Raw genomic sequence first — 24,344 nt, 5'->3', positions numbered from 1 at the left:
TAAGTGATTCGGGTAAACGAGTGCAGCCAACACACCTGCGGCTTGAAAGATGACGGGGATGATTACTGGCGATTATCGTTCGCCTGACGCAATAATGAACGGCTCTCTACCAGGAAGCGTTCCGCATAATCCCCAAACCAATGCTCAACTTTCTGGAAACTTTGCACAAAGGCTTGTTTATCACTTTGCTCAAGCAAGGTGATCGCCTCACCAAAACGTTTGTAATAGCGTTTAATCAGCGCCAGATTATCTTCCGATGACATGATAATGTCGGCGTAAAGCTGTGGATCTTGGGCGAATAGCCGGCCCACCATGGCCAGTTCCAGCCGATAAATCGGTGAAGAGAGCGCCAATAGCTGCTCAAGCTGCACATTTTCTTCTGCTAAATGTAGCCCATAGGCAAAGGTTGCAAAATGGCGCAATGCTTGAATGAACGCCATATTCTGGTCATGCTCAACCGCACTAATACGATGTAATCTCGCGCCCCACACCTGTAACTGCTCAAGCAGCCACTGATAGGCTTGCGGGTCACGCCCATCGCAATACACCACTACTTGCTTTGCCAGACTACCAACATCTGGCCCAAACATTGGGTGTAATCCTACCACCGGCCCTTCATGGGCAGCGAGCATGGCTTGCAGCGGTTTATTTTTGACTGAAGCAAGATCCAACAAAATGCAATCTGACGGCAATTTTGGCAATCGGGCTATCACTTCTTCAGTGATATGAATGGGCACACTGACAATCACCATCCCGGCATCTGCCAAAATAGATTCAGCCTTTGCCCAGTCCTGTTGCTCAAGCGTTTTTACCTGATATCCGGACAGTGTGAGCATTCGGTTAAATAAGCGCCCCATTTGCCCTTCACCACCAATGATGACCACCGGGCGCAGCTGTGGGCATAGCGTCTTAAACCCTTTGTCGTTTTCGCTGGTATAAGACTCTCGCATTATCCGACGCAATACGTCTTCAATCAAATCAGGTGGAACACCTAAAGCCTCGGCTTCCTGTCGGCGTGAGGCCAACATCGCCGCCTCACGGTCTGGAACATAAATAGGCAAACCATAACGGCTTTTAACTTCACCTACTTCTGCGACTAAATGCAGGCGCTTTGCCAGCAAATCCAATAGTGCTTTATCGACTTCATCAATTTGATCACGTAAAGCGGTCAGTTCAGCCACCATACTTACTTTTCCTCTGCAGTCCGTGCCGCCAGCGCTGAACGTAATTCCTGGTGCATGCCTCGTAACAGGGTTTCGGTACTGTCCCAATCAATACAGGCATCGGTCACTGAAACACCGTAGCGCATATCAGCGCGTGGTTGCTCAGAGGATTGATTACCTTCATGAATGTTACTTTCCAGCATCACACCAGTGATAGAACGATTGCCAGCCTTGATCTGTTCAGCCACAGATTCAGCGACCGCAGTCTGACGACGATAGTCTTTATTCGAATTACCATGACTGCAATCTATCATTAAGGATGGAACGAGTCCCGCATCCTGCATCTGTTTTTCACATTGCGCGACATCTTGTGCACTGTAATTAGGTGTTTTACCGCCACGCAAAATCACATGACCGTGTGGATTTCCCTGCGTTTGCAATAAGCAAACCTGACCTGACTGGTTAATCCCCATGAAGCGGTGTGGCATGGCGGCGGCACGCATAGCATTAATAGCCGTGCCCAAACTGCCGTCAGTGCCATTTTTAAACCCAACTGGCATCGACAAACCCGAAGCCATTTCACGGTGAGTTTGTGATTCAGTGGTGCGCGCACCAATAGCTGACCAACTGAATAAATCGCCTAAGTATTGTGGACTATTCGGATCCAGCGCTTCAGTTGCCAGAGGCAGCCCCATGCCGACTAAATCCAGCAATAATTGACGTGCAATATGCAACCCTCTTTCCACATCAAAAGAGCCGTCCATTGCCGGATCATTGATCAAACCTTTCCAACCGACCGTGGTTCTCGGCTTTTCAAAATAGACACGCATCACGATGTACAGGCTGTCACTTAATTGTGCAGAAAGCGTTTTCAAACGACGCGCATAATCCAGAGCCGCATCCACATCGTGAATAGAGCAAGGACCACATACCACTAATAAGCGCGGATCTCGTCCTTGAACAATGTCAGCAATGGTTTTGCGCGCGCTAGCAATCGCATACTGATCATTGTCGCTCAATGGAAACTGATTTTTCAGTTCTTCCGGCGTTATCAGTACTTGTTCGGCACTGATGTGGACATTATTGAGCGCATCTTTTTGCATGATCATATTCTTTACCTGTCTCTGTTTAGCGGATGTCGTTTAGCGTGTTTGTCGTTTGAGGTCTCCACAATATCACGATGTGTAAACATTTCAATCCATATGTGTAAATAAATAATTACCCGCATATTTACAGGCATATTTTGTTCTGACTTTTGCGGTGAGTCGCAGTTTCTGCAGATGCTCCTAACCTCCCCCTGAGGCCATGATAAAATGCGGAAAATTTGTGGAGGCCGTATGTTAAGAGTCATCATCGTCGACGATGAACAACCTGCGCGTGAAGATTTACGCGAGAGATTAAGTGAAGAACATGATATTGAGATCGTCGCCGAATGTAGCAACGCCCTGGAAGCCATCCCCGCAATCCAACGCCTGCAACCCGATGTGATATTTCTCGATATCCAAATGCCGAGAATTAATGGCCTGGAGTTGGCTTCGATGCTCAATCCAGAAAAGATGCCGCAGATCGTGTTTGTTACCGCTTACGATGAATATGCTATCCGTGCTTTTGAAGAACATGCCTTTGACTATCTGTTAAAACCGCTCGACCAGCAACGGTTAGCCAAAACGCTAGTTCGTCTAAGAAGAGGCCTTAGTGTAAATAATAATTTACATAAAATCACAGAGCCAATGCTGCGCCATATTCCTTGTTCCGGTCATAACCGTATTTTTTTACTGAAAATTGAAGAGGTAGAGTATCTCAGTTCTGAGCTGAGCGGCGTGCATGTAGTCGGAACCGTACAATCGGGTTATACCCAGCTATCACTCAAAACGCTGGAAGAGAAAACCCCTTTTGTCCGCTGCCATCGCCAATATATGGTGAATACTGAACAACTGGGTGAGATACAGTTGATGGACAACGGCTCTGCCGAAGTGATCACCCGCAGTGGTAAACATATCCCCGTAAGCCGCCGTTATTTGAAACCGCTTAAAGAGAAATTAGGAATTAACTAACAGCTATTTTACTCTGGGATATATTTATATGTTGCACCATTGTGGTATTGGTGATTTTTTAAAACAATATTAATACATTATTTTCACAACATGATTTTATATCTTATTAGCACCTTCCAATTCCACTTTAATTAATTAGAAAAGTCCGGACTGATATAAAAACAGAGGCAGATCCCAGATTTAATTAATTACATAACTAAACAATATAGCCTTGATATTAGCAAGGTTTTAATCAATTCAATCTGTGCTCTGATAGATAAAAATGAGTTAGAGCCATGTTTATTGCTTAAAACCGGCTAAATACAACGGAATTTCATTCATGTTGGAAGCAAGGTAATATTATGATAACACTACAATTTATAATTATAATTCTCTGCCTGTTAGTCGGTACACGCTATGGCGGCATGGGACTGGGGTTAATAAGTGGTATTGGTTTATTTATTCTGACTTTTATCTTTGGCCTCGAACCAGGTAAACCCCCTGTCGATGTGATGCTGACAATATTAGCCGTTATTGGATGTGCTGCTGTATTACAAACTGCCGGTGGCTTAAATGTAATGATGCAATTTGCTGAACGATTATTACGAAAACATCCTCAGCATATTACGCTATTGGCACCATTTACAACGTGGTCATTAACCTTTTTATGTGGCACCGGACATGTTGTTTATACCATGTTCCCTATTATTTCTGATATTGCCATTAAAAAAGGTATTCGTCCGGAACGACCAATGGCGGTTGCATCAGTTGCCTCGCAAATGGCAATTACAGCTTCCCCGGTATCGGTCGCAGTGGTGTCATTAGTATCAATTATTGGTGCCAACCACGGTATAGGTCAGGCTTATAGTATTCTGGAAATTCTGGCCGTATCGGTGCCAGCGTCTTTAGTTGGGGTGCTGATGGCTGCATTGTGGAGCCTACGCCGTGGTAAAGATCTGGATAAAGACCCAGATTTCCAGGCAAGAATCAAAGACCCTGAGCAGCGCGACTTTATCTATGGTTCTACAGATACCTTGTTAAATCAGGTTTTCCCGAAACAAGCCTATTGGTCAACCGGGATATTTTTCGTTGCTATCGCGCTGGTTGTCTTACTGGGCGCATTTGCAGACCTGCGTCCTGCTTTTGAAGTTAAAGGCAAAATGCAGTCATTATCAATGAATCTGGTTATTCAGATGATGATGCTGATTGCCGGTGCCGTTATTCTGATTGGTTGTAAAGTTAAACCCAGCGATATCTCTAACGGCGCGGTATTCAAGGCGGGTATGGTAGCCATATTCTCTGTATTCGGCGTTGCCTGGATGAGTGATACCTTCTTCCAGGCTCATATGGGTGACCTGAAACTCGTACTGGAAGATGTGGTGAAAGGCCATCCATGGACCTATGCCATCGTTCTATTTCTGGTTTCAAAATTGGTTAATAGCCAGGCCGCCGCGCTTACTGCCATTGCTCCAATGGGATTGCAGTTGGGTGTTGACCCTAAGATGCTAATTGCCTTCTTCCCTGCAGCTTACGGCTACTTTGTTCTGCCAACCTACCCAAGTGATCTGGCTTGTATCGGTTTTGACCGCTCAGGCACTACCAAAATTGGCAAATTTATTATTAACCACAGCTTTATTATCCCAGGCCTTATCGGTGTTATCTGTTCATGCATTACCGGCTACGTGTTAGTCACCACTTTTATGTAAAAACACGTGAGAACTAAATTAGGGGCCAGAGCAATTCTGGCTCTTTCGTTTATTTATCTCGTATGTATCCAAGTGCAGATTCTTGCTGTTTATTACATTTTAAGAATGAACTCATCAAAAAAAACCTCTTATTATAATTAATTATTCAATCCGAAATATCTTCTGAGTAAGTAGGATCACAACTGCTACAATGCGTGCCGCATCACAAAAATCATTTTCTTCACCATGGACCTATTATGTTTTCTTTGCGTCATACCAGGGCGTTGCCGTTTTATATCAGCACACTCGCTTTATCTCTCATCAGCACCTCAGTTCTTGCTGACGCGACTGTTTTTACTGCCTTAGACGATCCAGCCACAGCCAAAAAGAGCTTCGATGGTACCGTTGAAGCAGGTTATACCGCCCAGTCAGGCAATACCACTAACTCAACATTGACTGCCAACTCAACGTTAACCTGGTTTCAGCCTAATACCGCTTATAGTTTGTGGGGGGCGGCCCGTAATACTAGCGCCAACAATGAACGCTCTTCCGAACGTTATCAGTTAGGTGGCCGTACTCGTTATAATTTGACTGATCGAAATTACCTGTTTGGGCAAGCCAGTTGGTTGAGTGATCGTTATAACGGTTTTGATTCCCGCTCTGTTTTAACCACCGGTTATGGTCGTCAGATTATGACCACACCACTGCATAATCTGCGGGTGGAATTTGGTCCAGGAGTTCGCCATGATGAGTTTTATGAAGGTGGACGTGCGACGAAAGCCTTAGCCTATGCTGGCGGTAACTATACTTATCAGTTAACCGACAACACCGTGTTCAGTGAAGGCGTTTCAGCTCTGGCAAACGAAGAAACGACGTTGAACTCAGAAACGGCATTGAACGTGGCTATCAATAAAAGTTTTGCATTACGTTTAGCCTATGTTGCCACTTATAACACCAAGCCACCTGCCAGCGCTCCCAAAAATACCGATACCACTACGTCGGTAACTCTGGTTTACGGCCTCTAATCATTATCTATAGCGTGGTGTGATGCCACGCTAATTCCCTCTGATATCCCTTCTATTTATCTTTTATACTCTAAATAATTCGAGTACAGGAAGGCAGCTAATGCATATGCAATTTGAAATATGACGAGTATAGGAATAAAAAAAGGGGTTAGCACATGGCTAACCCCTTCATAACTATTAACTTTTGGATGAAGCCTGAGCTGTACCTTAGTTAGTGCGGTTAAGGCGCTCTTTGATACGAGCAGACTTACCAGTACGCTCACGCAGATAGTACAGTTTCGCTTGACGAACGGCACCACGACGTTTCACAGTAATGCTGTCGATTACTGGGGAGTGAGTTTGGAATACACGCTCAACACCTTCGCCGTTGGAAATTTTACGAACGGTGAACGCAGAATGCAGACCGCGGTTACGAATAGCGATAACCACGCCCTCGAATGCCTGCAGACGCTTTTTAGAACCTTCAACAACCCATACCTTAACTTCCACGGAATCACCCGGACGGAATGCAGGCACGTCTTGCTTCATCTGCTCTTGTTCGATTTGCTTGATAATATTGCTCATAATAAGTCTCTTACCCTAGGTAAACTGATATATCAGGAAGTTGGCACGCGGCACAACATTCCTTTCATAGTTCTGTTGCTTCAGGGCTTGTGTTCCCGTTGGAACTCAGCCAGCAACACCATTTGCTCGTCAGTCAGAGCTAGGCTTTCTAGAAGTTCAGGTCTTCTAAGCCAGGTACGGCCCAGCGACTGCTTTAAGCGCCAGCGACGAATCTCGGCATGGTTACCCGACAGTAAAACTGGCGGTACTTCCATCCCTTCTAACACCTCAGGACGAGTGTAGTGTGGGCAATCCAACAATCCATCAACAAAGGAATCTTCCTCCGCTGAGGCCTGATGACCCAGCACACCCGGGATAAAGCGGGATACTGAATCTATCAGAGTCATTGCTGGTAGCTCGCCACCGCTGAGAACGTAATCTCCAATTGACCATTCTTCATCAATTTCGGTTTTGATTACGCGCTCATCAACTCCTTCGTACCGACCACACACCAGAATCATCTTCTGATTAGTCGCCAGTTCGCAAACACCGGTTTGGTCCAGTTTGCGCCCTTGAGGTGACAGATAAATCACCTTTGCTCCCTCGCCTGCCGCTGCTTTTGCTGCATGAATGGCTTCCCTTAGCGGTTGCACCATCATCAACATTCCCGGGCCACCACCATATGGGCGGTCATCCACGGTACGATGCCGGTCGTAGGTAAAGTCACGAGGACTCCAACACTGCACGCTCAGCAGGCCATTTTTTACTGCCCGGCCAGTCACCCCGTAATCGGTTATTGCGCGGAACATCTCGGGAAACAGGCTAATAACACCAATCCACATTGTTTTGTTCCACTCATCTTTGCCGTTTAATTCGGAGGTCAAAAACCAGGATCCCAATCTACTTCAACACGTTGAGCAGTGAGATCGACATTCTTGATAACCTGCCCATGAAGAAACGGGACCAACCGCTCCTTCATACCGAATGCATCTTTCAGGTTTGCCTTTACTACCATCACATCGTTAGAACCGGTTTCCATCATATCGATGATTTTACCTAGTTCGTAACCCGCGGTTGTTACTACCTGACAGCCCATAAGGTCTTTCCAGTAGTAATCATCCTCTTCCAGTTCAGGCAGTTGTTTGGAATCGACGACAATTTCACAATTGGTCAGTAGATTCGCTGCATCCCGATCATCAACACCTTTAACTTTAATGATCAGATCCTGACTGTGGCGCTTCCAGTCTTCCAACTCGACATGCTGCCACTTACCACCCTGCTGGATAAACCACGGCTGGTAATCAAAAATACTTTCGGCGTTCTCGGTGGATGAAAATACTCTGAGCCAACCGCGAATGCCGTAAGTTGAACCCATTTTACCGAGTACAATCGGCTGTTCGGGAACTACTGGATTGAGTTGCTTGCTCATAAGAACCACCACCGCGACAGATTAAGCTGCTTTCTTAGCTTCTTTGATCAGCGCAGATACGCGATCAGAAACTGTTGCACCCAGGCCAACCCAATGTTCGATACGGTCCAGGTCCAAACGCAGAGGTTCAGCCTGACCAGATGCGATCGGGTTAAAGAAGCCTACACGTTCGATGAAACGGCCGTCACGAGCATTACGGCTGTCGGTCACTACTACTTGATAGAACGGACGCTTTTTAGCGCCGCCACGAGCCAAACGAATTGTTACCATAACATCCTCTTTAGTTAATAAAACAACTGGACCCCATCGGGGAACGGGGTCCAGTTGCAATATAAAAAGCCCGAAAATTTTACTCATTTTGGCGCAAAAAGCAATCTAAAGCGTAGATTCCTATGCGCCAGTTTTGTAATGAGCACAATTCTCTTCGTTTACCGCTGTTTTCAACGGGAAATCTTTACTCACATCACGCCGGTTAACATCACAGCGCGAAATATACCCTTCGGACTTGAAGTCGCAGGGTTGTTAGCTGCGCGCGCTCACCCGAATCACTTACTTGAGTAAGCTCATCGAGATTCGTTTACTGGCCGCCTACCTGCGACTCCAATCACTTTGGGTGTGACATTTAGCGGCCAGGGAAACCCGGTGGCATCATACCTTTCATGCCACGCATCATTTTGGCCAGGCCACCATTTTTCATTTTCTTCATCATGCGCTGCATTTCATCGAACTGCTTGAGTAAGCGGTTAACATCCTGCACTTGCACACCAGAACCAGTGGCAATACGGCGCTTACGTGAACCTTTAATGATTTCTGGCTTGGCGCGTTCTTTCAGCGTCATCGAGTTGATGATAGCCTCCATCCGCACGGTCACCTTGTCATCCATCTGCGATTTCACGTTATCTGGCAACTGGCCCGCACCTGGCATTTTACTCAACATGCTGGCCATACCGCCCATATTGCGCATTTGCTTCAGTTGATCCAGGAAGTCATTGAGATCGAAGCCATCGCCTTTTTTCAGCTTAGTTGCCAGTTTTTCCGCTTGTGCACGGTCAACTTTACTTTCGATATCTTCAATCAGCGACAGAACATCGCCCATTCCCAAAATACGTGAAGCCACGCGATCGGGATGGAAAGGTTCAAGTGCATCTGACTTTTCACCGACACCGAGGAACTTAATCGGCTTGCCGGTAATATGACGGATAGATAACGCAGCACCGCCACGGGCATCACCATCAACTTTGGTCAGCACGACACCGGTGAGCGGCAGCGCTTCGTTAAATGCTTTTGCCGTATTGGCAGCATCCTGACCGGTCATGGCATCAACCACAAACAAGGTTTCAACCGGATTAATCGCAGCATGAACTTGTTTGATTTCGTCCATCATCGCTTCATCAACGTGCAAGCGACCGGCGGTATCGACAATCAGGACATCATAAAATTTAAGTTTCGCCTGCTGTAGAGCACGATTGACGATATCAATCGGTTTTTCCTGCACATCAGACGGGAAGAAATCAATGCCAACACCCTGAGCCAGGGTTTCCAACTGTTTGATCGCCGCAGGGCGATAAACGTCAGCGGAAACAACCAGCACCTTTTTCTTCTGTTTTTCTTTAAGGAACTTACCCAGCTTAGCCACACTGGTGGTTTTACCTGCACCTTGCAAGCCAGCCATTAACACCACCGCTGGCGGTTGAGCAGCCAGGTTTAGTTCGTTATTGACCTCGCCCATTGCGGCAATAAGTTCATTTTTAACGATTTTGACGAATTCTTGCCCTGGCGTAAGGCTCTTATTTACCTCATGCCCGACAGCGCGCTCTTTTACCCGGTTAATAAAATCACGAACAACCGGCAGAGCTACGTCAGCTTCCAGTAACGCCATGCGTACTTCACGTAGCGTTTCTTTAATATTCTCTTCTGTCAGCCGGCCACGGCCGCTGATATTGCGCAGTGTGCGCGACAATCGATCAGTTAAGTTCTCAAACATTGTCTCATACTCAACGTGGAAACAGGCCGCTCTGGCGACACAATGGGGGGATTATAACACGAAGATTAAACGATCTCTGCCCTCACGTCGGAGATCGGTTGGAGAGGGACGCGCTCGACGCTATACTGGCTATCTAATTCACTTAGCCGATGCTCATATAACGCTATGCCCGTGTTCTCCATTTTGGCTTTGATCGCCTATTCGCTCAGCCTGGGTTTGATTGTCCCAAGCCTGGTGCAGAAAAATAGTGCTTACCGGCGGTTAGCGCTGGTTTCTGCCGTCGTGGCACTAGTGTGCCATGCTATTGCTCTAAAGCATCAGGTTTTTGATGTCAGCGGCGGACAAAATCTCACTTTATTGAATATCGGCTCCATTGTCGGGTTGATGATTTGTACCATCATGACTATCGTCGCCTCGCAAGGTCGTGGCTGGTTCTTGCTGCCGATTGTTTACAGTTTTGCCATGATCAATCTGGCACTTGCCAGTCTGCTCCCTGGTGAGTTCATTACTCATCTGGAGGCCAGCCCAGCCATTTTCATTCATATTGGGCTCGCACTCTTTGCTTACGCAACCCTTATCATTGCAGCGCTATATGCCCTACAATTAGCGTGGCTCGATTATCAGTTAAAAAATAAAAAAGTTACCTTTAATGCTGATATGCCGCCCTTGATGAGCATTGAACGTAAAATGTTTCACATCACCCAAATCGGGGTGGTTTTACTGACCCTAACGCTGTGTACTGGCTTGCTTTATATGGATGATATATTCAGTAAAGAAAACGTCCATAAAGCGGTGTTATCAATCATGGCCTGGTTTGTCTACATCGTTTTATTGTGGGGCCATTACCATGAAGGTTGGCGCGGACGTAGAGTGATTTGGTTCAGTTTCGCAGGTGCATTTTTACTGACTTTGGCTTATTTTGGCAGCCGCCTGCTACAGGAGATCATGATCTCTTAGTCATTATTACAATCATCCACACATAGCCTTGTTGAACCCACAAGGCTTTCATTGTTATTAAGGAACACTGTGTTGGATCATGTCTCAACTAGCACGCTGATCATCATTCTGGTCATTATGGTCGTGGTTTCGGCTTATTTTTCAGCCTCAGAAACCGGCATGATGACACTCAATCGCTACCGTCTACGCCACTTATCCAAGCAAGGTAACCGCTCCGCACGTCGAGTTGAGAAACTCTTACGTCGTCCTGATCGCCTGATAAGTTTGGTATTAATCGGCAATAATCTGGTCAATATTCTGGCTTCAGCACTGGCAACCATTGTAGGTATCAGGCTCTATGGCAATGCAGGGGTTGCCATAGCCACTGGCGTTTTAACTTTTGTGGTGCTGATTTTTGCTGAAGTGATGCCGAAAACCATCGCTGCCCTTTATCCTGAGCGCGTGGCGTTCCCCAGTAGTGTTTTACTGGCCCCGTTACAAAAAATCATGCTGCCACTGGTATGGCTACTCAATACCATCACACGTGGGCTGATGCGCTTGTGTGGTATTCGCGGCAATGTGCACAGTAGTGATGCAGTGAGCAAAGATGAATTGCGCAGTATTGTGAATGAATCGCACTCACAAATTTCTCGCCGTAATCAAGATATGTTGATATCCGTGCTGGATCTGGAGAAGGTCACTGTCAGCGATATTATGGTGCCGCGTAATGAAGTGGTCGGCATTGATATCAATGATGACTGGAAATCAATCATGCGGCAGCTCACTCACTCGCCACATGGCCGCATCGTTTTATATCGCCAATCATTAGACGATGCTATCGGTATGCTACGCGTGCGAGAGGCCTACCGGCTTATGACTGAGAAAAAAGAGTTCAATAAAGAAAATTTGCTGCGCGCTGCCGATGAGATCTATTTCATCCCTGAGGGCACACCATTAAATGTGCAACTGGTGAAATTCCAGCGTAATAAAGAAAAAGTCGGCATGATTGTTGATGAGTATGGTGATATTCAGGGGTTAGTGACCGTTGAAGATATTTTGGAAGAGATAGTCGGCGATTTCACAACATCAATGTCTCCTAGCCTGGCAGAAGAGGTCAATCCGCAGAGCGATGGCTCTGTACTCATCGATGGCAGCGCCAATGTGCGCGAACTGAACAAAGCATTCAACTGGTCACTCCCTATCGAAGCACGCACGATCAATGGCATGTTATTGGAAGAACTCGAAGAGATCCCTCAGGTAGATGCGCAGGTCCGTGTTGGAAATTATCTGATTGATGTGCTGGACGTACAGGAAAACATGATTAAGCGGGTGCGGGTTACCCCTATCCTGCCTGATAACCAAGCGAGCTAATCAGTGATATCAAGGAAATAAAAAAGACGCCTTTTCAGCGTCTTTTTTGCATTTATCTACCGAACATCAAAATCTACAACTGAAAGCTAGATATGTAATTCAGTCAGTTTTTCTTTCGGCAATGCCAGTTCTTCGTTGTGATTGATACGCACGCCGCGGTCGATAATCCCTTTGGCAATCTCCTGCGCCTCTTCCAGCGAATGCATGTGGTAAGTGCCACACTGGTATTCGTTCAATTCAGGAATTTTTCGCTGGTCAGTCACTTTCAATACATCAGCCATTGCCGCTTTCCAGGCATCAGCAACGCGTTGCTCATCTGGCGTACCAATCAGGCTCATATAGAAACCGGTACGGCATCCCATTGGGGATATATCGATAATTTCCACGCCATTACCATTGAGGTGGTTACGCATAAAACCGGCAAACAAGTGCTCAAGTGTATGAATCCCTCTTTCTGGCATCACTTCTTTATTTGGCACACAGAAACGTAAATCGAATACTGTTATCTCGTCGCCATGAGGGGTTTTCATCGTCTTAGCAACGCGTACAGCCGGAGCTTTCATAATGGTATGGTCTACGGTAAAGCTATCCAATAATGGCATTTAGTTACCTCCTCATAAAAAAATAATTTTTATTCGATCTTTTTTTCGCAACCCATGAAACTTTTTTGTATCCCGCACGTCTTAATATGTGAAAGACGCGCATTTGTTATCATCATCCCTGTTATCAGAGATGTTAATTTGGCCACAGCAATGTGGCCTTTTCTTTTTTATTGGCCGCCGTGAAGTGCCAAATACTCTTCAAAGTTTAGCTTATCTTTGAGTTCCAGCTCATGTTGACGCACCCAGGAAGCTGCACCCTCTTCGGATAATTGCTCCTCAGTTAGCAATTCCAACGGTTCATTTTGCAACATTTCTCTGTAGCGCTCAGCTAACTCAAGGCCAACACCACCAATACCACTTTCCTTCATCGCTTGCAAAATACGCGCAGAGAACGTCAGGTTCGGATCATCAAAGGATGCAACAAGTTCATCGCAAACCTGTTGATATTCGGTGCTATCTTTACCATCCAATACTTCTGCAACGCGGCGCAAGTCAGCAAACAGATCTTTGCCCACCTTTTCCAGCGGCTCACGGGTGTCGTTACATCCCATCCCGATGGTCTGCCCCGGTTTACGCCCTTCCAAAATAACCCGATTCCAGTTTTTACGGGTGCACAGCAGCTCATCACTGCTCATTTCAGGCGCATCTGCCAGTACGCACCAAATCAAGAACAGATCAAGGAAGCGCGCCTGTACCGCATCTACGCCAATAGGTGAGAATGGATTGATATCTAAGGAACGGACTTCAATATACTCAATACCGCCGCGCAACAATGCATCAGATGGCGACTCGCCAGCACGGGTAACCCGCTTAGGTCGAATCGGAGCATAGAGTTCATTTTCAATCTGTAGCACATTGGTGTTCAGTTGCAGATGACGCTCACCGTCTTTTAGTCCCAGTGCCGCATATTCTTCTGATGGTGTTTGAATGGCGCGCTTCAACCCAGCAACATAGGTATGCAGGTCATTAAACGTAATCCCCAAATTGCTTTGTGATTTATTGGTATAACCCAAATCACTCAGGCGCAATGAAGTGGCATACGGCAGATAACACATTCCTTTATCATTGCGCTCGAACGGTAATGCCGTTTCACGCCCTTGCAGGAATGATGCACAAATGGCCGGTGACGCACCAAACAGATAAGGAATGACCCAGCCGAAGCGATAATAGTTACGTATCAGGCGAAAATATCCCGCTGAAATCTCTTCCTTGCCGCTTTTTTCATCGGTAACACCCGCCCACGCTTGCCAAAATTCCAGCGGCAAAGAGAAGTTATAATGCACGCCGGAAATCGTTTGCATCAAGGCACCATAACGGTTTTTTAAACCCTCACGGTAAAGCGTCTTGAAACGACCAATGTTAGAAGAGCCATATTTAGCGAGCTCAATATCCTGCTCGGCACCAATAAAGCAAGGCATGCTAAGTGGCCACATACGCTCATCACCGAGTTTGCGTGCGGTATAGCGGTGAATATCACGCAAAAAAGTCAGCAAATGGTCAATATCGCCATCTACTGGAGTAATAAATTCCAGCAATGCCTCAGCAAAGTCGGTGGTAATCCATTGATGTGTCAGCGCTGCACCCAATGACTCTGGGTGGCCTGTCGAGGCTAATTGGCCATCGGCAGTTACTCTCAATGTTTCCCGCTCGATACCGCGGCGGATACCTTTCAGGGCTTTAGGGTGCGCTTCCAACCAAGTCAGCGCGTGTGATACATCCGGGATCAAATCGACCTCCCGCTCTTGAAAACCATAACTCGCCAGCATACTGAAACTGCATAGATGTGACCACGTAAGTTTGTCACATTCTTTACTGCCACCAGGCAATTCCTTGTAACGTAATTACCGTTAACACGATATAACGCAATGCTTTTCCCAGACACAGAAAAAAAGCCACAAGACCCCAAGGCATACGCAACCAGCCTGCCAACACACACATCAAATCGCCCACTACCGGTAACCAACTCAATAATAGAGCTGCCGGGCCAAAACGTTGAAGCCAGCCAAGAGCTGTACTCATCCCGCGTTGTGGTTTTAGTTCCGGTAATAAACGGCCTATAACAACGTTTGTTAGCCCCCCGAGGGTATTTCCGACAGTGGCAGACAACACCAGCATCATCGCCGGCGCACTACTTGCCGTTAAGAGGGTGACTAACAGAATTTCAGAATTTCCGGGTAAGAGCGTCGCGCTGAGAAAGCTACTCCCAAATAATGAAACAATAGCTAGCGTACTACTCACAGTAGACGCACATCAACTATTGCCATATTTGCCCTTTTTGCCGCCTCAATACCAAAATCAGCATCTTCAAAAACCACACACTTCTCTGGAGGCACACCTAATAGCTGTGCACAGCGCAAGAATGTTTCTGGTTCTGGCTTATGTTGAGTGACATCGTCGGCACCGACGATAACATCAAAATAGTCACGTAAGCCTAAGTGGCGTAAAAGCAGCTCTGCCATGGCGTGCTCGCTTCCAGTACCGACAGCCATAGGTTTACACCCATGATAGGCTTTAACCACGTCTATGAGCGGCAGAGGCTTCACATTATCCAGTAGCAAGGATTTAAATACCGCTGTTTTCTCGGCGGCCAGTAAATGGGGATCCAAGTCCGATTGATTATTTTCAATGATTACGCGGGCAATTTTCCACGTGGGTGCCCCATTCAAAGCCACTAATGCCTGCTCATCAAATGCCATGCCATAAGGCGTCAGAATCTGTCGCCATGCCTGCCGATGCGTAGGCTCAGTATCCAGGATGGTGCCATCCATATCAAAAATCAGGCCTTCATAGCGCTCGTACATCGTGGCTCCACGACCAGGGAGAAATGAAAAGCTACTTTATCGCAAACTAACTAAATTGTCGCTCTCTGTATAATCAATTGAATTTAATCAAAAAAAATACAACTCCCAATAGGAAGTAGCGCTGTTATGCATAGTAAAAATCAATGCGTTGAGAGGTGTAGTAAGATGAGAGAGTTAAAACATGCTAATCGCTGAATAGCACGAGGCTTAAAAACAGAAAACCCCGCCGCAGCGAGGTTTCTTAAGATGGTGCACCCAGGAAGATGACTCGGCTAACGCCTCGCCCTGCGGGCCGTTGCTAAAGCAACGTTGTCTCGCTACGCTCGGCTCGAACTTCCGACCGCTCGGTTCTGCGTGTTTATAGAATCTAAAAACAGAAAACCCCGCCGTAGCGAGGTTTCTTAAGATGGTGCACCCAGGAAGATTCGAACTTCCGACCGCTCGGTTCGTAGCCGAGTACTCTATCCAGCTGAGCTATGGGTGCAGTTTTGTATTTCTAAATTTTACGGAGGTGTTTCAGCGAGTGAAACTTAACAACAAGATTGATGACCTAGAAGATGGTGCACCCAGGAAGATTCGAACTTCCGACCGCTCGGTTCGTAGCCGAGTACTCTATCCAGCTGAGCTATGGGTGCAATTAATTCTTTGACACTACCTGATGTTCATTTGACTATTTCACCATACTGCAAAATATGGTGCACCCAGGAAGATTCGAACTTCCGACCGCTCGGTTCGTAGCCGAGTACTCTATCCAGCTGAGCTATGGGTGCATAGTAAATGGCGGTGAGGGAGGGATTCGAACCCTCGATACAGCTTTTGACCGTATACTCCCTTAGCAGGGGAGCGCCTTCAGCCTCTCGGCCACCTCACCATACGCTTCTTTCGAATTGTGCCTAACTTGCTTTTGAAGAAGCTCATCGGCACTGCGTGGCGCACATATTACTTTCCCGCACTTATAAGTCAAACAATTTTTCCCAACTAGCGTTCATTTGCACAATTCACACGCAACATGGCCAGTTTGACGCCAAAAAGATTGTTTTATCAACAGGCAACATACTGTTTATTGCAGCGTAATCAGACAGAGAGAAAAACGAAATTATCCTGGCCACCCCGATAAATTGGTCGCAAACAGAAAATTATTACCAGAATAAGAACACAAAAAGGGAATGAACAGCGAAATACGAGGGGAATAAGCAGCAGTAGCGCCTCGTGTAACACGAGACGCTTCTTCAAAATCAGTAAGTCGTCGGTTGAGACTTTTCTGCTTGGATGCGCTGGTAGATTTCTTCACGGTGAACAGAAACCTCTTTCGGAGCATTTACACCAATTCGAACCTGGTTGCCTTTAACTCCTAATACAGTAACCGTAACCTCATCGCCAATCATGAGTGTTTCACCAACTCGACGAGTCAGAATAAGCATTCTTTGCTCCTTGAAAAATTAAAAGAGTCGGGTCTCTCAGTTTCCCCGCCATTATCCATCATACACCGTGAAAACGTAAGCTATCACATTCACATTAAATGTAAGTAGCTTGGTCAAGTCTCTAACTAATACAAGTTTAGCTGAAGCAAATAACTTTGCGTTTAACTTTGTTTTCGAACTATGACAGGAAAATTGAAAAACGCCATACCCAACATAGAGATATGGCGCATTGATTTAATGGGTCATTACTGACTTATAAACGGGATGCCACCCAAGTTTCCACGCTGGCTAATGCTGATGGCAATGCTTGCACATTAGTACCACCCGCCTGAGCCATATCCGGGCGTCCACCACCTTTACCACCGACCTGTTGAGCAATATCAGCGATTAATTCACCCGCTTTGACTTTACCTGTCAGGTCTTTAGTTACACCAACAATTAGACTGACCTTATCATCTGCGGTCGTTGCCAGCACAATAATAGCTGAGCCCAGTTGATTTTTAAGATCATCAACCATGGTACGCAACATTTTTGGCTCAACATTATCCAACTGGCTAACTAAAAGTTTCACACCATTGACCAATTTCGCATTGGACGATAATGAGGCACTTTCCTGAGCCGCTTGCTGATCTTTCAACTGCTGAAGCTCACGTTCGAGCATTTTACTGCGATCCAGCACCGCACGGACTTTATCAGCCAAGTTATTGGTATCACCTTTCACCAGGTGAGCAACATCCTGTAGCAGGTCGCTCTGCTGATGCAATAGCGCAATAGCACCCTCGCCAGTGACCGCTTCAATACGTCGAATCCCAGCTGCGGTGCCTGATTCAGATAAAATACGGAACAGACCAATATCACCGGTGCGGCTGGCATGAATACCACCACATAGCTCGGTTGAGAAATCACCCATGGTCAAGACTCGCACCTGGTCGTCATATTTCTCGCCGAACAGGGCCATCGCGCCTTTTTCTTTCGCCGCATCCAGTTCCATCACTTCAGTTTGGACTGGCATATTACGGCGAATTTGCTCATTAACCATATCCTCTACCAGGCGAATCTGTTCCGGTTTCATTGCTTCAAAATGAGAGAAATCGAAACGCAGGTATTTATCATTCACTAATGAGCCTTTCTGTGCAACGTGGTCGCCCAGAGTCTTACGTAGTGCTGCATGCAATAAATGAGTGGCGGAATGATTCAAGCGAATACGGTTACGTCGTGCGACATCAACCTGAGCATCAATACTGTGATTAACCCGTAATGTTCCATGGGTTAATTGCCCTAAATGACCGATAGCCTGACCATATTTCTGAGTGTCAGCTACTGCAAAGGTTGCAGTAGCATTTTTCAGCTCGCCTGTATCACCAACCTGACCACCAGACTCACCGTAGAATGGCGTTTGATTCAGGACAACAACAGCCTCTTCGCCTTCATGAATTTCATCAACGGCTTCGCCATTGCGGAACAATGCGGTCACTGTAGCCTGCTGATGAACGTGGTCATAGCCAGAGAATGTGCTTGCACTATCAACACGGATCAAATTGTTATAATCGGCCCCAAAGCCGCTGGATTCTCGAGCACGACGGCGCTGAGCTTCCATTGCTTGCTCGAAACCAGCTTCATCCACTTTCAGATTACGTTCACGGCAAACATCTGCGGTTAAATCAACCGGGAAGCCGTAGGTGTCGTAGAGACGGAAAGCTGTCTCACCATCGAGGGTATCACCAGTCAATTTACTGAGTTCTTCATCCAACAGAGCTAAGCCGCGCTCTAATGTGCGCGCAAACTGCTCTTCTTCGGTTTTCAGAACCTGTTCAACCATTGCCTGTTGTTGCTTCAACTCATCGGCAGCAGACCCCATAACAGCAATCAGCGGAGCAACCAGTTTGTAGAAGAACGTCTCTTTTGCGCCCAGCATGTTGCCATGACGGATAGCACGACGAATGATACGGCGCAGAACATAGCCACGGTTTTCATTCGACGGAATAACACCGTCAGAGATAAGGAAAGCACAAGAGCGGATATGGTCAGCAATCACTCGCAGCGACTTGCTGGAAAGGTCTGTCGCACCAGTAACTTCCGCTACCGCTTTAATCAAATCGCGGAACAGGTCAATCTCATAGTTGGAATTAACATGTTGTAAAACCGCAGCAATACGCTCAAGCCCCATACCAGTATCGACCGATGGCTTAGGCAATGGCAGCATAGTGCCATCAGACTGGCGGTTGAACTGCATGAAGACGATATTCCAGATCTCAATATAACGATCGCCGTCTTCTTCTGCCGACCCTGGAGGGCCGCCCCAAATATGGTCACCATGGTCAAAGAAAATCTCTGTACATGGACCGCAAGGGCCAGTGTCACCCATCTGCCAGAAGTTATCTGATGCAAAGGCACTGCCTTTGTTATCACCAATGCGAATAATACGCTCACGAGGGATACCAATGTCATTGGCCCAGATCTCATAAGCCTCATCATCGGTTTCGTAAACAGTTACCCACAATTTTTCTTTCGGTAAATTAAACCACTGTTCGCCAGTTAATAACTCCCAAGCGAAACTGATGGCATCATGTTTGAAGTAATCGCCGAAGCTAAAATTACCTAACATTTCGAAGAAAGTATGATGGCGCGCGGTATAGCCTACGTTTTCAAGGTCATTATGCTTACCACCTGCTCGCACACAGCGCTGAGAGGTCGTCGCACGGGAATAAGCCCGCTTATCCAAACCTAAGAAAACATCCTTAAACTGGTTCATCCCGGCATTGGTAAACAACAGCGTAGGGTCATTATTAGGGACCAAAGAGCTGCTTGATACAACCTGATGTCCCTTGCTATGGAAGAAATCGAGAAACGCTTGACGAATCTCAGCGGTGCTCTTGCTCATAATTGTCCCGGAAACAAGCTAAAAGAAATAGCCCGCGAGCAAATTGTGTAACCATAAAAGGCAACACAATGTGTAAGCTCACGAACAAAAAGTGGGACTAAGATAAATTTTCTTCGCGGGGAAGTAAAATCCTGTGTGCATTCATTCAACAAAATCATTGTAAATCGACTGAATTTCCTCCTGGAAGAAACCACGATACAGGAGATAGCGCTGAACTTTAGCTTTCTCTTTCCATTCAATCGGTAAAATTTCACTAAATTTGCGTTGAGCAACTTCTTTTGCCAACAAACACCAATTTATTTCACTGATTTCAAAAGCAGCTTGAATGAGTTCTTTATCGACACCCTTTTGCATCAATTCAGAACGAATACGCTGTGCACCATATCCTTTACGACTACGACTATTAATATAGCTGGTAGCAAAGCGGGCATCATCCAGCCAATTATGCTGGTAACAATAAGCAATCACTTGCTCAATCACTTTCGGATCGATGTCTGCGACGGGTTCACAATCCCCATTGCCGACTCGTTTTCCCCAATGGCCTTTTGCCGGGAACGGTTGTGATGCAAGTTTACGGCGCAGTTCAGATTCACTATGGTCACGTTGAGACAAGAGCCTCATAGCACGACTCAATAGGTCATTCATAATTACCCTTATTACTTGAAACTGCAGCCGTGTTAGCTGCGCTCGTTACTCGGCCCATCCATGGGTCTCGCTTCTGTGAGGCCGCTGTAAGCAGCGTTCAAATCTGCTCCCAGCATATTTGTCACCCAAATCACTGACTGATGTCAGCTCATCGGGGTTCATTCGTTTGCTGCCTTGCTGTAACCCAATTACTTTGGGTGTAGATATAACTTGAAGCACTTATGTACATCATCATTAACTAAAACGGCCCACTGATTAAGTGAGCCGTTTGCTAATTGCTTAATTTGCTAACCCGGTCGATGACCTTACAAATTAAAACTCTTCGCTGGTTTCATCAGTTTCATCAGCAAATGCGGTTGTTGCTACAGCCTGCTCGCCATTGCCACCATTGAGGAGCATTTCACGCAGTTTTTTATCCAACTCAGCAGCAACTGCTGGGTTTTCTTTTAAGTAGTTACTGGCATTCGCTTTACCCTGACCAATCTTGTCACCGTTGTAGCTATACCATGCACCGGCTTTCTCAATCAGTTTGTGCTTAACACCTAAATCAACCAATTCGCCGTTAATATTGATACCTTCACCATACAGAATCTGGAATTCAGCTTGTTTAAATGGCGCTGCGATTTTGTTTTTCACCACTTTAACGCGTGTTTCGCTACCAACAACCACATCACCTTCTTTTACTGCACCGATACGGCGAATATCCAAACGTACAGATGCATAAAATTTCAGGGCATTACCACCCGTCGTAGTTTCAGGGTTACCAAACATAACGCCGATTTTCATACGGATTTGGTTGATGAAGATTAACAGGGTATTTGCGTTTTTCAGGTTACCCGCTAGTTTACGCATAGCCTGGCTCATCATACGAGCCGCAAGCCCCATGTGAGAGTCACCGATTTCACCTTCAATTTCAGCTTTTGGTGTTAATGCTGCAACGGAGTCAACGATGATGACATCAACTGCACCCGAGCGAGTCAACGCATCACAGATTTCCAGTGCTTGTTCGCCGGTATCTGGCTGAGAACACAGCAGGTTATCAATATCTACGCCTAATTTTTTAGCATAAATAGGGTCAAGAGCATGCTCCGCATCGATAAAGGCACAGGTTTTACCTTCGCGCTGTGCGGCAGCAATGACCTGTAAGGTCAGGGTTGTCTTACCGGACGATTCAGGACCATAGATCTCAACAATACGTCCCATTGGCAGGCCACCTGCCCCCAATGCGATATCAAGAGAAAGAGAACCAGTAGAGATGGTTTCAACATCCATTGAGCGGTCTTCGCCAAGGCGCATGATAGAGCCTTTGCCGAATTGTTTTTCAATTTGGCCCAGTGCTGCTGCTAACGCCTTTTGTTTATTCTCATCAATAGCCATTTTTACTCCCTCTCTGGGATGCTGGGTTACCCCGTCATCACCACTGAATGTTGTTTTATACCCGTTATACTTCAAGCTGCATGCGCGTTGGCTGCTTTCCCTCACCCGAATCATTGACTGACGTCAATTCATCGAGATTCACTCACTTGCCGCCTTCCTGCAACTCAAATTATTTAGGGTATATGCAAGAAATTATCACTAATTATACTGTACAATCATACAGTATCAAGACTAATTTTATAGAAAATCATCTAAAAGTGTTTGTAGTGCGAAAACAGCCGCTTGCGACCTGACCTCGTCACGATCGCCGGAAAAAAGTTGTTTTGTCGCACTAATCTGGCCGTTACGCGTAGCAAAAGCAAACCACACGGTGCCCACCGGTTTCTCCGTCGAGCCGCCATCTGGCCCGGCAACTCCGCTAATCGATATTGCGAAATCCGCATTAGCTGCTCGCAATGCACCCAAAGCCATTTCCTGGACGACATTTTCACTAACGGCGCCATACTCAGCCAAAGTGCTTTCTTTTACACCCAGTAAATCATGCTTTGCCGCATTGCTGTACGTGACAAAACCACGATCAAAATAGGCTGAGCTGCCAGCAATATCGGTCAGGGCTTTAGCCACCCAACCACCTGTACATGATTCGGCACAGGTAACCCAGGCACCACGATCTTTAAGTTTATGACCGACTGCGGTACTAAGCTGACGTAATTGTTCTTCGCGCATTATTGCCCCTACTCGAATAAAGTCTGCCGCCGCCGATAGTAGCACTTCTTTGCGGCGTAACGACAACAGCTGTTCGTTTTGCGAAACGCCTCGCAAGGTGTAATGAAAAAAAGCACATTACCGTACAACGCTTTACCTCAGAGACTCAGCTGTTAGTATCAAAATAATGAAGATGCGGCTGGCGACATCTGTCGTACCGGTAATTTACCGGCATGATGAACTAAGGACGTGACAGTGAAAAAAATTCTTAACGCCTTCTTCCCTCTTTATAGCGCCACCGTGCTGATGCTATTGGGTTCAGGTTTATTAACCACCTATATCTCGTTACGGTTGACTGCTATCCATGTTTCCGGTGCATTAATCGGGGCAATTATTGCTGCAAACTATATTGGTTTGGTGATTGGAGGCAAGGTCGGTCACTTCCTGATAGCTCGGGTAGGTCATATCCGTGCCTACGTGGCCTGTGCCGGCATTATTACAGCTGCGGTGTTAAGTCATGGCCTCACTGAATATATCCCTGCGTGGGTAGTTCTACGCTTGATTATTGGCCTCTGCATGATGTGCCAGTTTATGGTGTTGGAAAGTTGGCTGAATGATCAAGCAGAGTCTAGCCAGCGCGGCACGGTGTTTGGCTTTTATATGGCGGCAACTTATGCTGGTATGGCATTAGGCCAAGTCGTGTTGATGCTTCAACCTGAACTGGGTTTAAGCACTCTCATGATTATTGCTCTGTTTTTTGCTCTGTGTTTGGTCCCTGTAGCCCTGACCACTCGCAGTAATGCTCAGCAGATGTCACCGGCTCCTATGGAACTGAAATTCTTTATCAACTCCATCCCCAAAATACTGGCCTCGACATTAGTTATCGGCATGATTGTCGGCTCGTTTTATGGTCTGGCACCGGTTTATGCCAGCTTGCAATCGCTTTCCACTCAAGAAACCGGCCTGTTCATGGCGTTATCTATTTTTGCCGGATTGGTCGCCCAACTCCCACTCAGTTGGCTGTCCGACCGCTATAACCGCACACTCCTGCTACGTATTAACGCATTATTACTGGCCTTAACAGCACTGCCGCTAGCGCTGGTGCCGCATATCTCGTTCCATTTTTTATTGGGTTTAGGCTTTATCGTCAGCATGTTGCAGTTCACGCTTTATCCATTGGTCGTTGCACTTGCCAATGACCTGATTGCACCGGAACGGCGAGTCTCTTTAGCGGCATGTTTACTGATGTCATTCGGTGTGGGTGCCAGTATCGGGCCACTTGCCGTGGGCGCGCTGATTGCCCCTCTGGGTGGCAATATTCTGTATGCGTTTTTCTCACTCTGCGGCTTAAGTTTGATAGCCTTCAGCAGAACAGTTAAACAGGATCAAGACGAATTTGTTAATGATGCTCCGGTGCCACATATGGCCATACCCGATAGTTTGGTCAGTTCTCCACTCTCCCCGGCACTTAACCCCAGCTTTGATGAACAGTTGATTCACGACATCATGCCCCCGCCTGATCAGGCTGAAGCAGGAAAAGAACCGGTAGAAAACTCATCAGAAGAAGAGCCTCAGCAGCAATAGTCCCAATGGTGGCGGGCATAGAGACTTTAATACCTATGACTTTGCTGTATAGATACTTTGCTCTATAGGTGCTGTGCTAAGTATTGATTAAAAAGGAGTTGAAATGGGTACTGCTTGTTATTTATTCGGCTTTGAATAAAAATACCAACATGAGGTATT

General features: G+C 46.5%; 22 protein-coding genes, 4 tRNA genes and 1 other RNA gene. 6 read left to right on the top strand and 21 right to left on the bottom strand.

What is annotated here, in order from left to right:
- Positions 1 to 62: 62 nt before the first annotated feature.
- Positions 63 to 1,184 (bottom strand): bifunctional chorismate mutase/prephenate dehydrogenase, encoded by a 1,122-nt coding sequence (tyrA, locus tag FTB31_RS11740; protein WP_077295862.1) that lies wholly within the window; start codon positions 1,182 to 1,184, stop codon positions 63 to 65.
- Positions 1,185 to 1,186: 2 nt separating this feature from the next.
- Positions 1,187 to 2,266 (bottom strand): 3-deoxy-7-phosphoheptulonate synthase, encoded by a 1,080-nt coding sequence (locus FTB31_RS11735; protein ID WP_077295867.1) that lies wholly within the window; start codon positions 2,264 to 2,266, stop codon positions 1,187 to 1,189.
- A gap of 234 nt (positions 2,267 to 2,500) precedes the next feature.
- On the opposite strand from FTB31_RS11735, the gene btsR reads away from it, so the two are divergent.
- From btsR to FTB31_RS11720, 3 genes are all read left to right on the top strand, one after another.
- On the top strand, positions 2,501 to 3,217 hold the full coding sequence (gene btsR, locus FTB31_RS11730) for a two-component system response regulator BtsR (RefSeq protein WP_077295861.1): 717 nt from the start codon (positions 2,501 to 2,503) through the stop codon (positions 3,215 to 3,217).
- 341 nt (positions 3,218 to 3,558) lie between these two features.
- Positions 3,559 to 4,902, top strand: a complete 1,344-nt coding sequence (locus tag FTB31_RS11725; RefSeq protein ID WP_005167439.1) for an anaerobic C4-dicarboxylate transporter — start codon at positions 3,559 to 3,561, stop codon at positions 4,900 to 4,902.
- A gap of 236 nt (positions 4,903 to 5,138) precedes the next feature.
- On the top strand, positions 5,139 to 5,906 hold the full coding sequence (locus FTB31_RS11720; protein ID WP_050076098.1) for a DUF481 domain-containing protein: 768 nt from the start codon (positions 5,139 to 5,141) through the stop codon (positions 5,904 to 5,906).
- A gap of 207 nt (positions 5,907 to 6,113) precedes the next feature.
- Here the strand turns inward: FTB31_RS11720 and rplS are convergent, their stop codons facing one another.
- The 5 genes from rplS to ffh all read right to left on the bottom strand — a co-directional run bounded on the left by rplS (position 6,114) and on the right by ffh (position 9,862).
- Positions 6,114 to 6,470 carry a 50S ribosomal protein L19 gene (gene rplS, locus FTB31_RS11715; RefSeq protein ID WP_004393427.1) on the bottom strand — a complete coding sequence of 119 codons (357 nt, stop codon included), beginning with the start codon at positions 6,468 to 6,470 and terminating at the stop codon, positions 6,114 to 6,116.
- A gap of 80 nt (positions 6,471 to 6,550) precedes the next feature.
- Entirely contained in the window at positions 6,551 to 7,291 is a 741-nt protein-coding gene (gene trmD, locus FTB31_RS11710; protein ID WP_050076096.1) for a tRNA (guanosine(37)-N1)-methyltransferase TrmD, read from the bottom strand.
- Between the two features lie 38 nt (positions 7,292 to 7,329).
- Positions 7,330 to 7,878 (bottom strand): ribosome maturation factor RimM, encoded by a 549-nt coding sequence (rimM, locus tag FTB31_RS11705; RefSeq protein ID WP_005166009.1) that lies wholly within the window; start codon positions 7,876 to 7,878, stop codon positions 7,330 to 7,332.
- A gap of 21 nt (positions 7,879 to 7,899) precedes the next feature.
- Positions 7,900 to 8,148 (bottom strand): 30S ribosomal protein S16, encoded by a 249-nt coding sequence (gene rpsP, locus FTB31_RS11700; protein ID WP_050076147.1) that lies wholly within the window; start codon positions 8,146 to 8,148, stop codon positions 7,900 to 7,902.
- Between the two features lie 352 nt (positions 8,149 to 8,500).
- Complete coding sequence (ffh, locus tag FTB31_RS11695; RefSeq protein ID WP_005167432.1) at positions 8,501 to 9,862, bottom strand: signal recognition particle protein; 1,362 nt, start codon at positions 9,860 to 9,862, stop codon at positions 8,501 to 8,503.
- Between the two features lie 165 nt (positions 9,863 to 10,027).
- Here ffh and FTB31_RS11690 point away from each other — a divergent pair, with 165 nt between their 5' ends.
- Together FTB31_RS11690 and FTB31_RS11685 are read left to right on the top strand one after the other, a co-directional pair.
- Positions 10,028 to 10,819, top strand: a complete 792-nt coding sequence (locus FTB31_RS11690; RefSeq protein WP_050076093.1) for a cytochrome C assembly family protein — start codon at positions 10,028 to 10,030, stop codon at positions 10,817 to 10,819.
- A 72-nt stretch (positions 10,820 to 10,891) separates the two neighbouring features.
- Positions 10,892 to 12,169: an HlyC/CorC family transporter gene (locus tag FTB31_RS11685; RefSeq protein WP_175631777.1), complete on the top strand. Its 1,278-nt coding sequence runs from the start codon at positions 10,892 to 10,894 to the stop codon at positions 12,167 to 12,169.
- An 86-nt stretch (positions 12,170 to 12,255) separates the two neighbouring features.
- On the opposite strand, the gene luxS is transcribed toward FTB31_RS11685, so the two are convergent.
- From luxS to pncC, 14 genes are all read right to left on the bottom strand, one after another.
- Positions 12,256 to 12,771, bottom strand: coding sequence for an S-ribosylhomocysteine lyase (gene luxS, locus FTB31_RS11680; RefSeq protein WP_004877244.1), 516 nt, complete (start codon positions 12,769 to 12,771; stop codon positions 12,256 to 12,258).
- Between the two features lie 167 nt (positions 12,772 to 12,938).
- Entirely contained in the window at positions 12,939 to 14,537 is a 1,599-nt protein-coding gene (gshA, locus tag FTB31_RS11675) for a glutamate--cysteine ligase (protein WP_175631776.1), read from the bottom strand.
- 43 nt (positions 14,538 to 14,580) lie between these two features.
- Positions 14,581 to 15,009, bottom strand: coding sequence for a YqaA family protein (locus FTB31_RS11670; protein WP_050076092.1), 429 nt, complete (start codon positions 15,007 to 15,009; stop codon positions 14,581 to 14,583).
- The gene (gene yqaB / locus FTB31_RS11665) at positions 15,006 to 15,572 is read right to left on the bottom strand and encodes a fructose-1-phosphate/6-phosphogluconate phosphatase (RefSeq protein WP_227731398.1); all 567 of its coding nucleotides are present in this window, start codon (positions 15,570 to 15,572) and stop codon (positions 15,006 to 15,008) included. Before yqaB ends, FTB31_RS11670 begins: the two co-directional genes overlap by 4 nt.
- Positions 15,573 to 15,819: 247 nt before the next feature.
- Positions 15,820 to 15,943: non-coding RNA, RtT sRNA (locus FTB31_RS11660), on the bottom strand.
- Positions 15,944 to 15,979: 36 nt separating this feature from the next.
- Positions 15,980 to 16,056, bottom strand: a tRNA-Arg gene (locus FTB31_RS11655).
- 74 nt (positions 16,057 to 16,130) lie between these two features.
- Positions 16,131 to 16,207 (bottom strand) — tRNA-Arg (locus tag FTB31_RS11650).
- 58 nt (positions 16,208 to 16,265) lie between these two features.
- Positions 16,266 to 16,342 (bottom strand) — tRNA-Arg (locus FTB31_RS11645).
- A gap of 8 nt (positions 16,343 to 16,350) precedes the next feature.
- Positions 16,351 to 16,443 (bottom strand) — tRNA-Ser (locus tag FTB31_RS11640).
- Between the two features lie 364 nt (positions 16,444 to 16,807).
- Entirely contained in the window at positions 16,808 to 16,993 is a 186-nt protein-coding gene (gene csrA, locus FTB31_RS11635) for a carbon storage regulator CsrA (RefSeq protein ID WP_002209449.1), read from the bottom strand.
- A 253-nt stretch (positions 16,994 to 17,246) separates the two neighbouring features.
- On the bottom strand, positions 17,247 to 19,874 hold the full coding sequence (gene alaS, locus FTB31_RS11630) for an alanine--tRNA ligase (protein WP_050076088.1): 2,628 nt from the start codon (positions 19,872 to 19,874) through the stop codon (positions 17,247 to 17,249).
- 141 nt (positions 19,875 to 20,015) lie between these two features.
- The gene (recX, locus tag FTB31_RS11625; protein WP_050076087.1) at positions 20,016 to 20,519 is read right to left on the bottom strand and encodes a recombination regulator RecX; all 504 of its coding nucleotides are present in this window, start codon (positions 20,517 to 20,519) and stop codon (positions 20,016 to 20,018) included.
- Between the two features lie 312 nt (positions 20,520 to 20,831).
- Entirely contained in the window at positions 20,832 to 21,896 is a 1,065-nt protein-coding gene (gene recA, locus FTB31_RS11620) for a recombinase RecA (protein WP_050076085.1), read from the bottom strand.
- Positions 21,897 to 22,133: 237 nt separating this feature from the next.
- Positions 22,134 to 22,622 carry a nicotinamide-nucleotide amidase gene (gene pncC / locus FTB31_RS11615; protein ID WP_050076083.1) on the bottom strand — a complete coding sequence of 163 codons (489 nt, stop codon included), beginning with the start codon at positions 22,620 to 22,622 and terminating at the stop codon, positions 22,134 to 22,136.
- Positions 22,623 to 22,856: 234 nt separating this feature from the next.
- Between pncC and FTB31_RS11610 the strand changes: the two genes are divergently transcribed.
- The gene (locus FTB31_RS11610; protein WP_077293236.1) at positions 22,857 to 24,185 is read left to right on the top strand and encodes an MFS transporter; all 1,329 of its coding nucleotides are present in this window, start codon (positions 22,857 to 22,859) and stop codon (positions 24,183 to 24,185) included.
- Positions 24,186 to 24,344 lie beyond the last annotated feature (159 nt).

It is taken from the genome of Yersinia proxima (genome assembly GCF_902170785.1).
In the GTDB taxonomy this organism is placed as follows: domain Bacteria; phylum Pseudomonadota; class Gammaproteobacteria; order Enterobacterales; family Enterobacteriaceae; genus Yersinia; species Yersinia proxima.
Note: the sequence above shows the minus strand (reverse complement) of the source record. Positions and strands in the feature narration are given on the sequence as shown.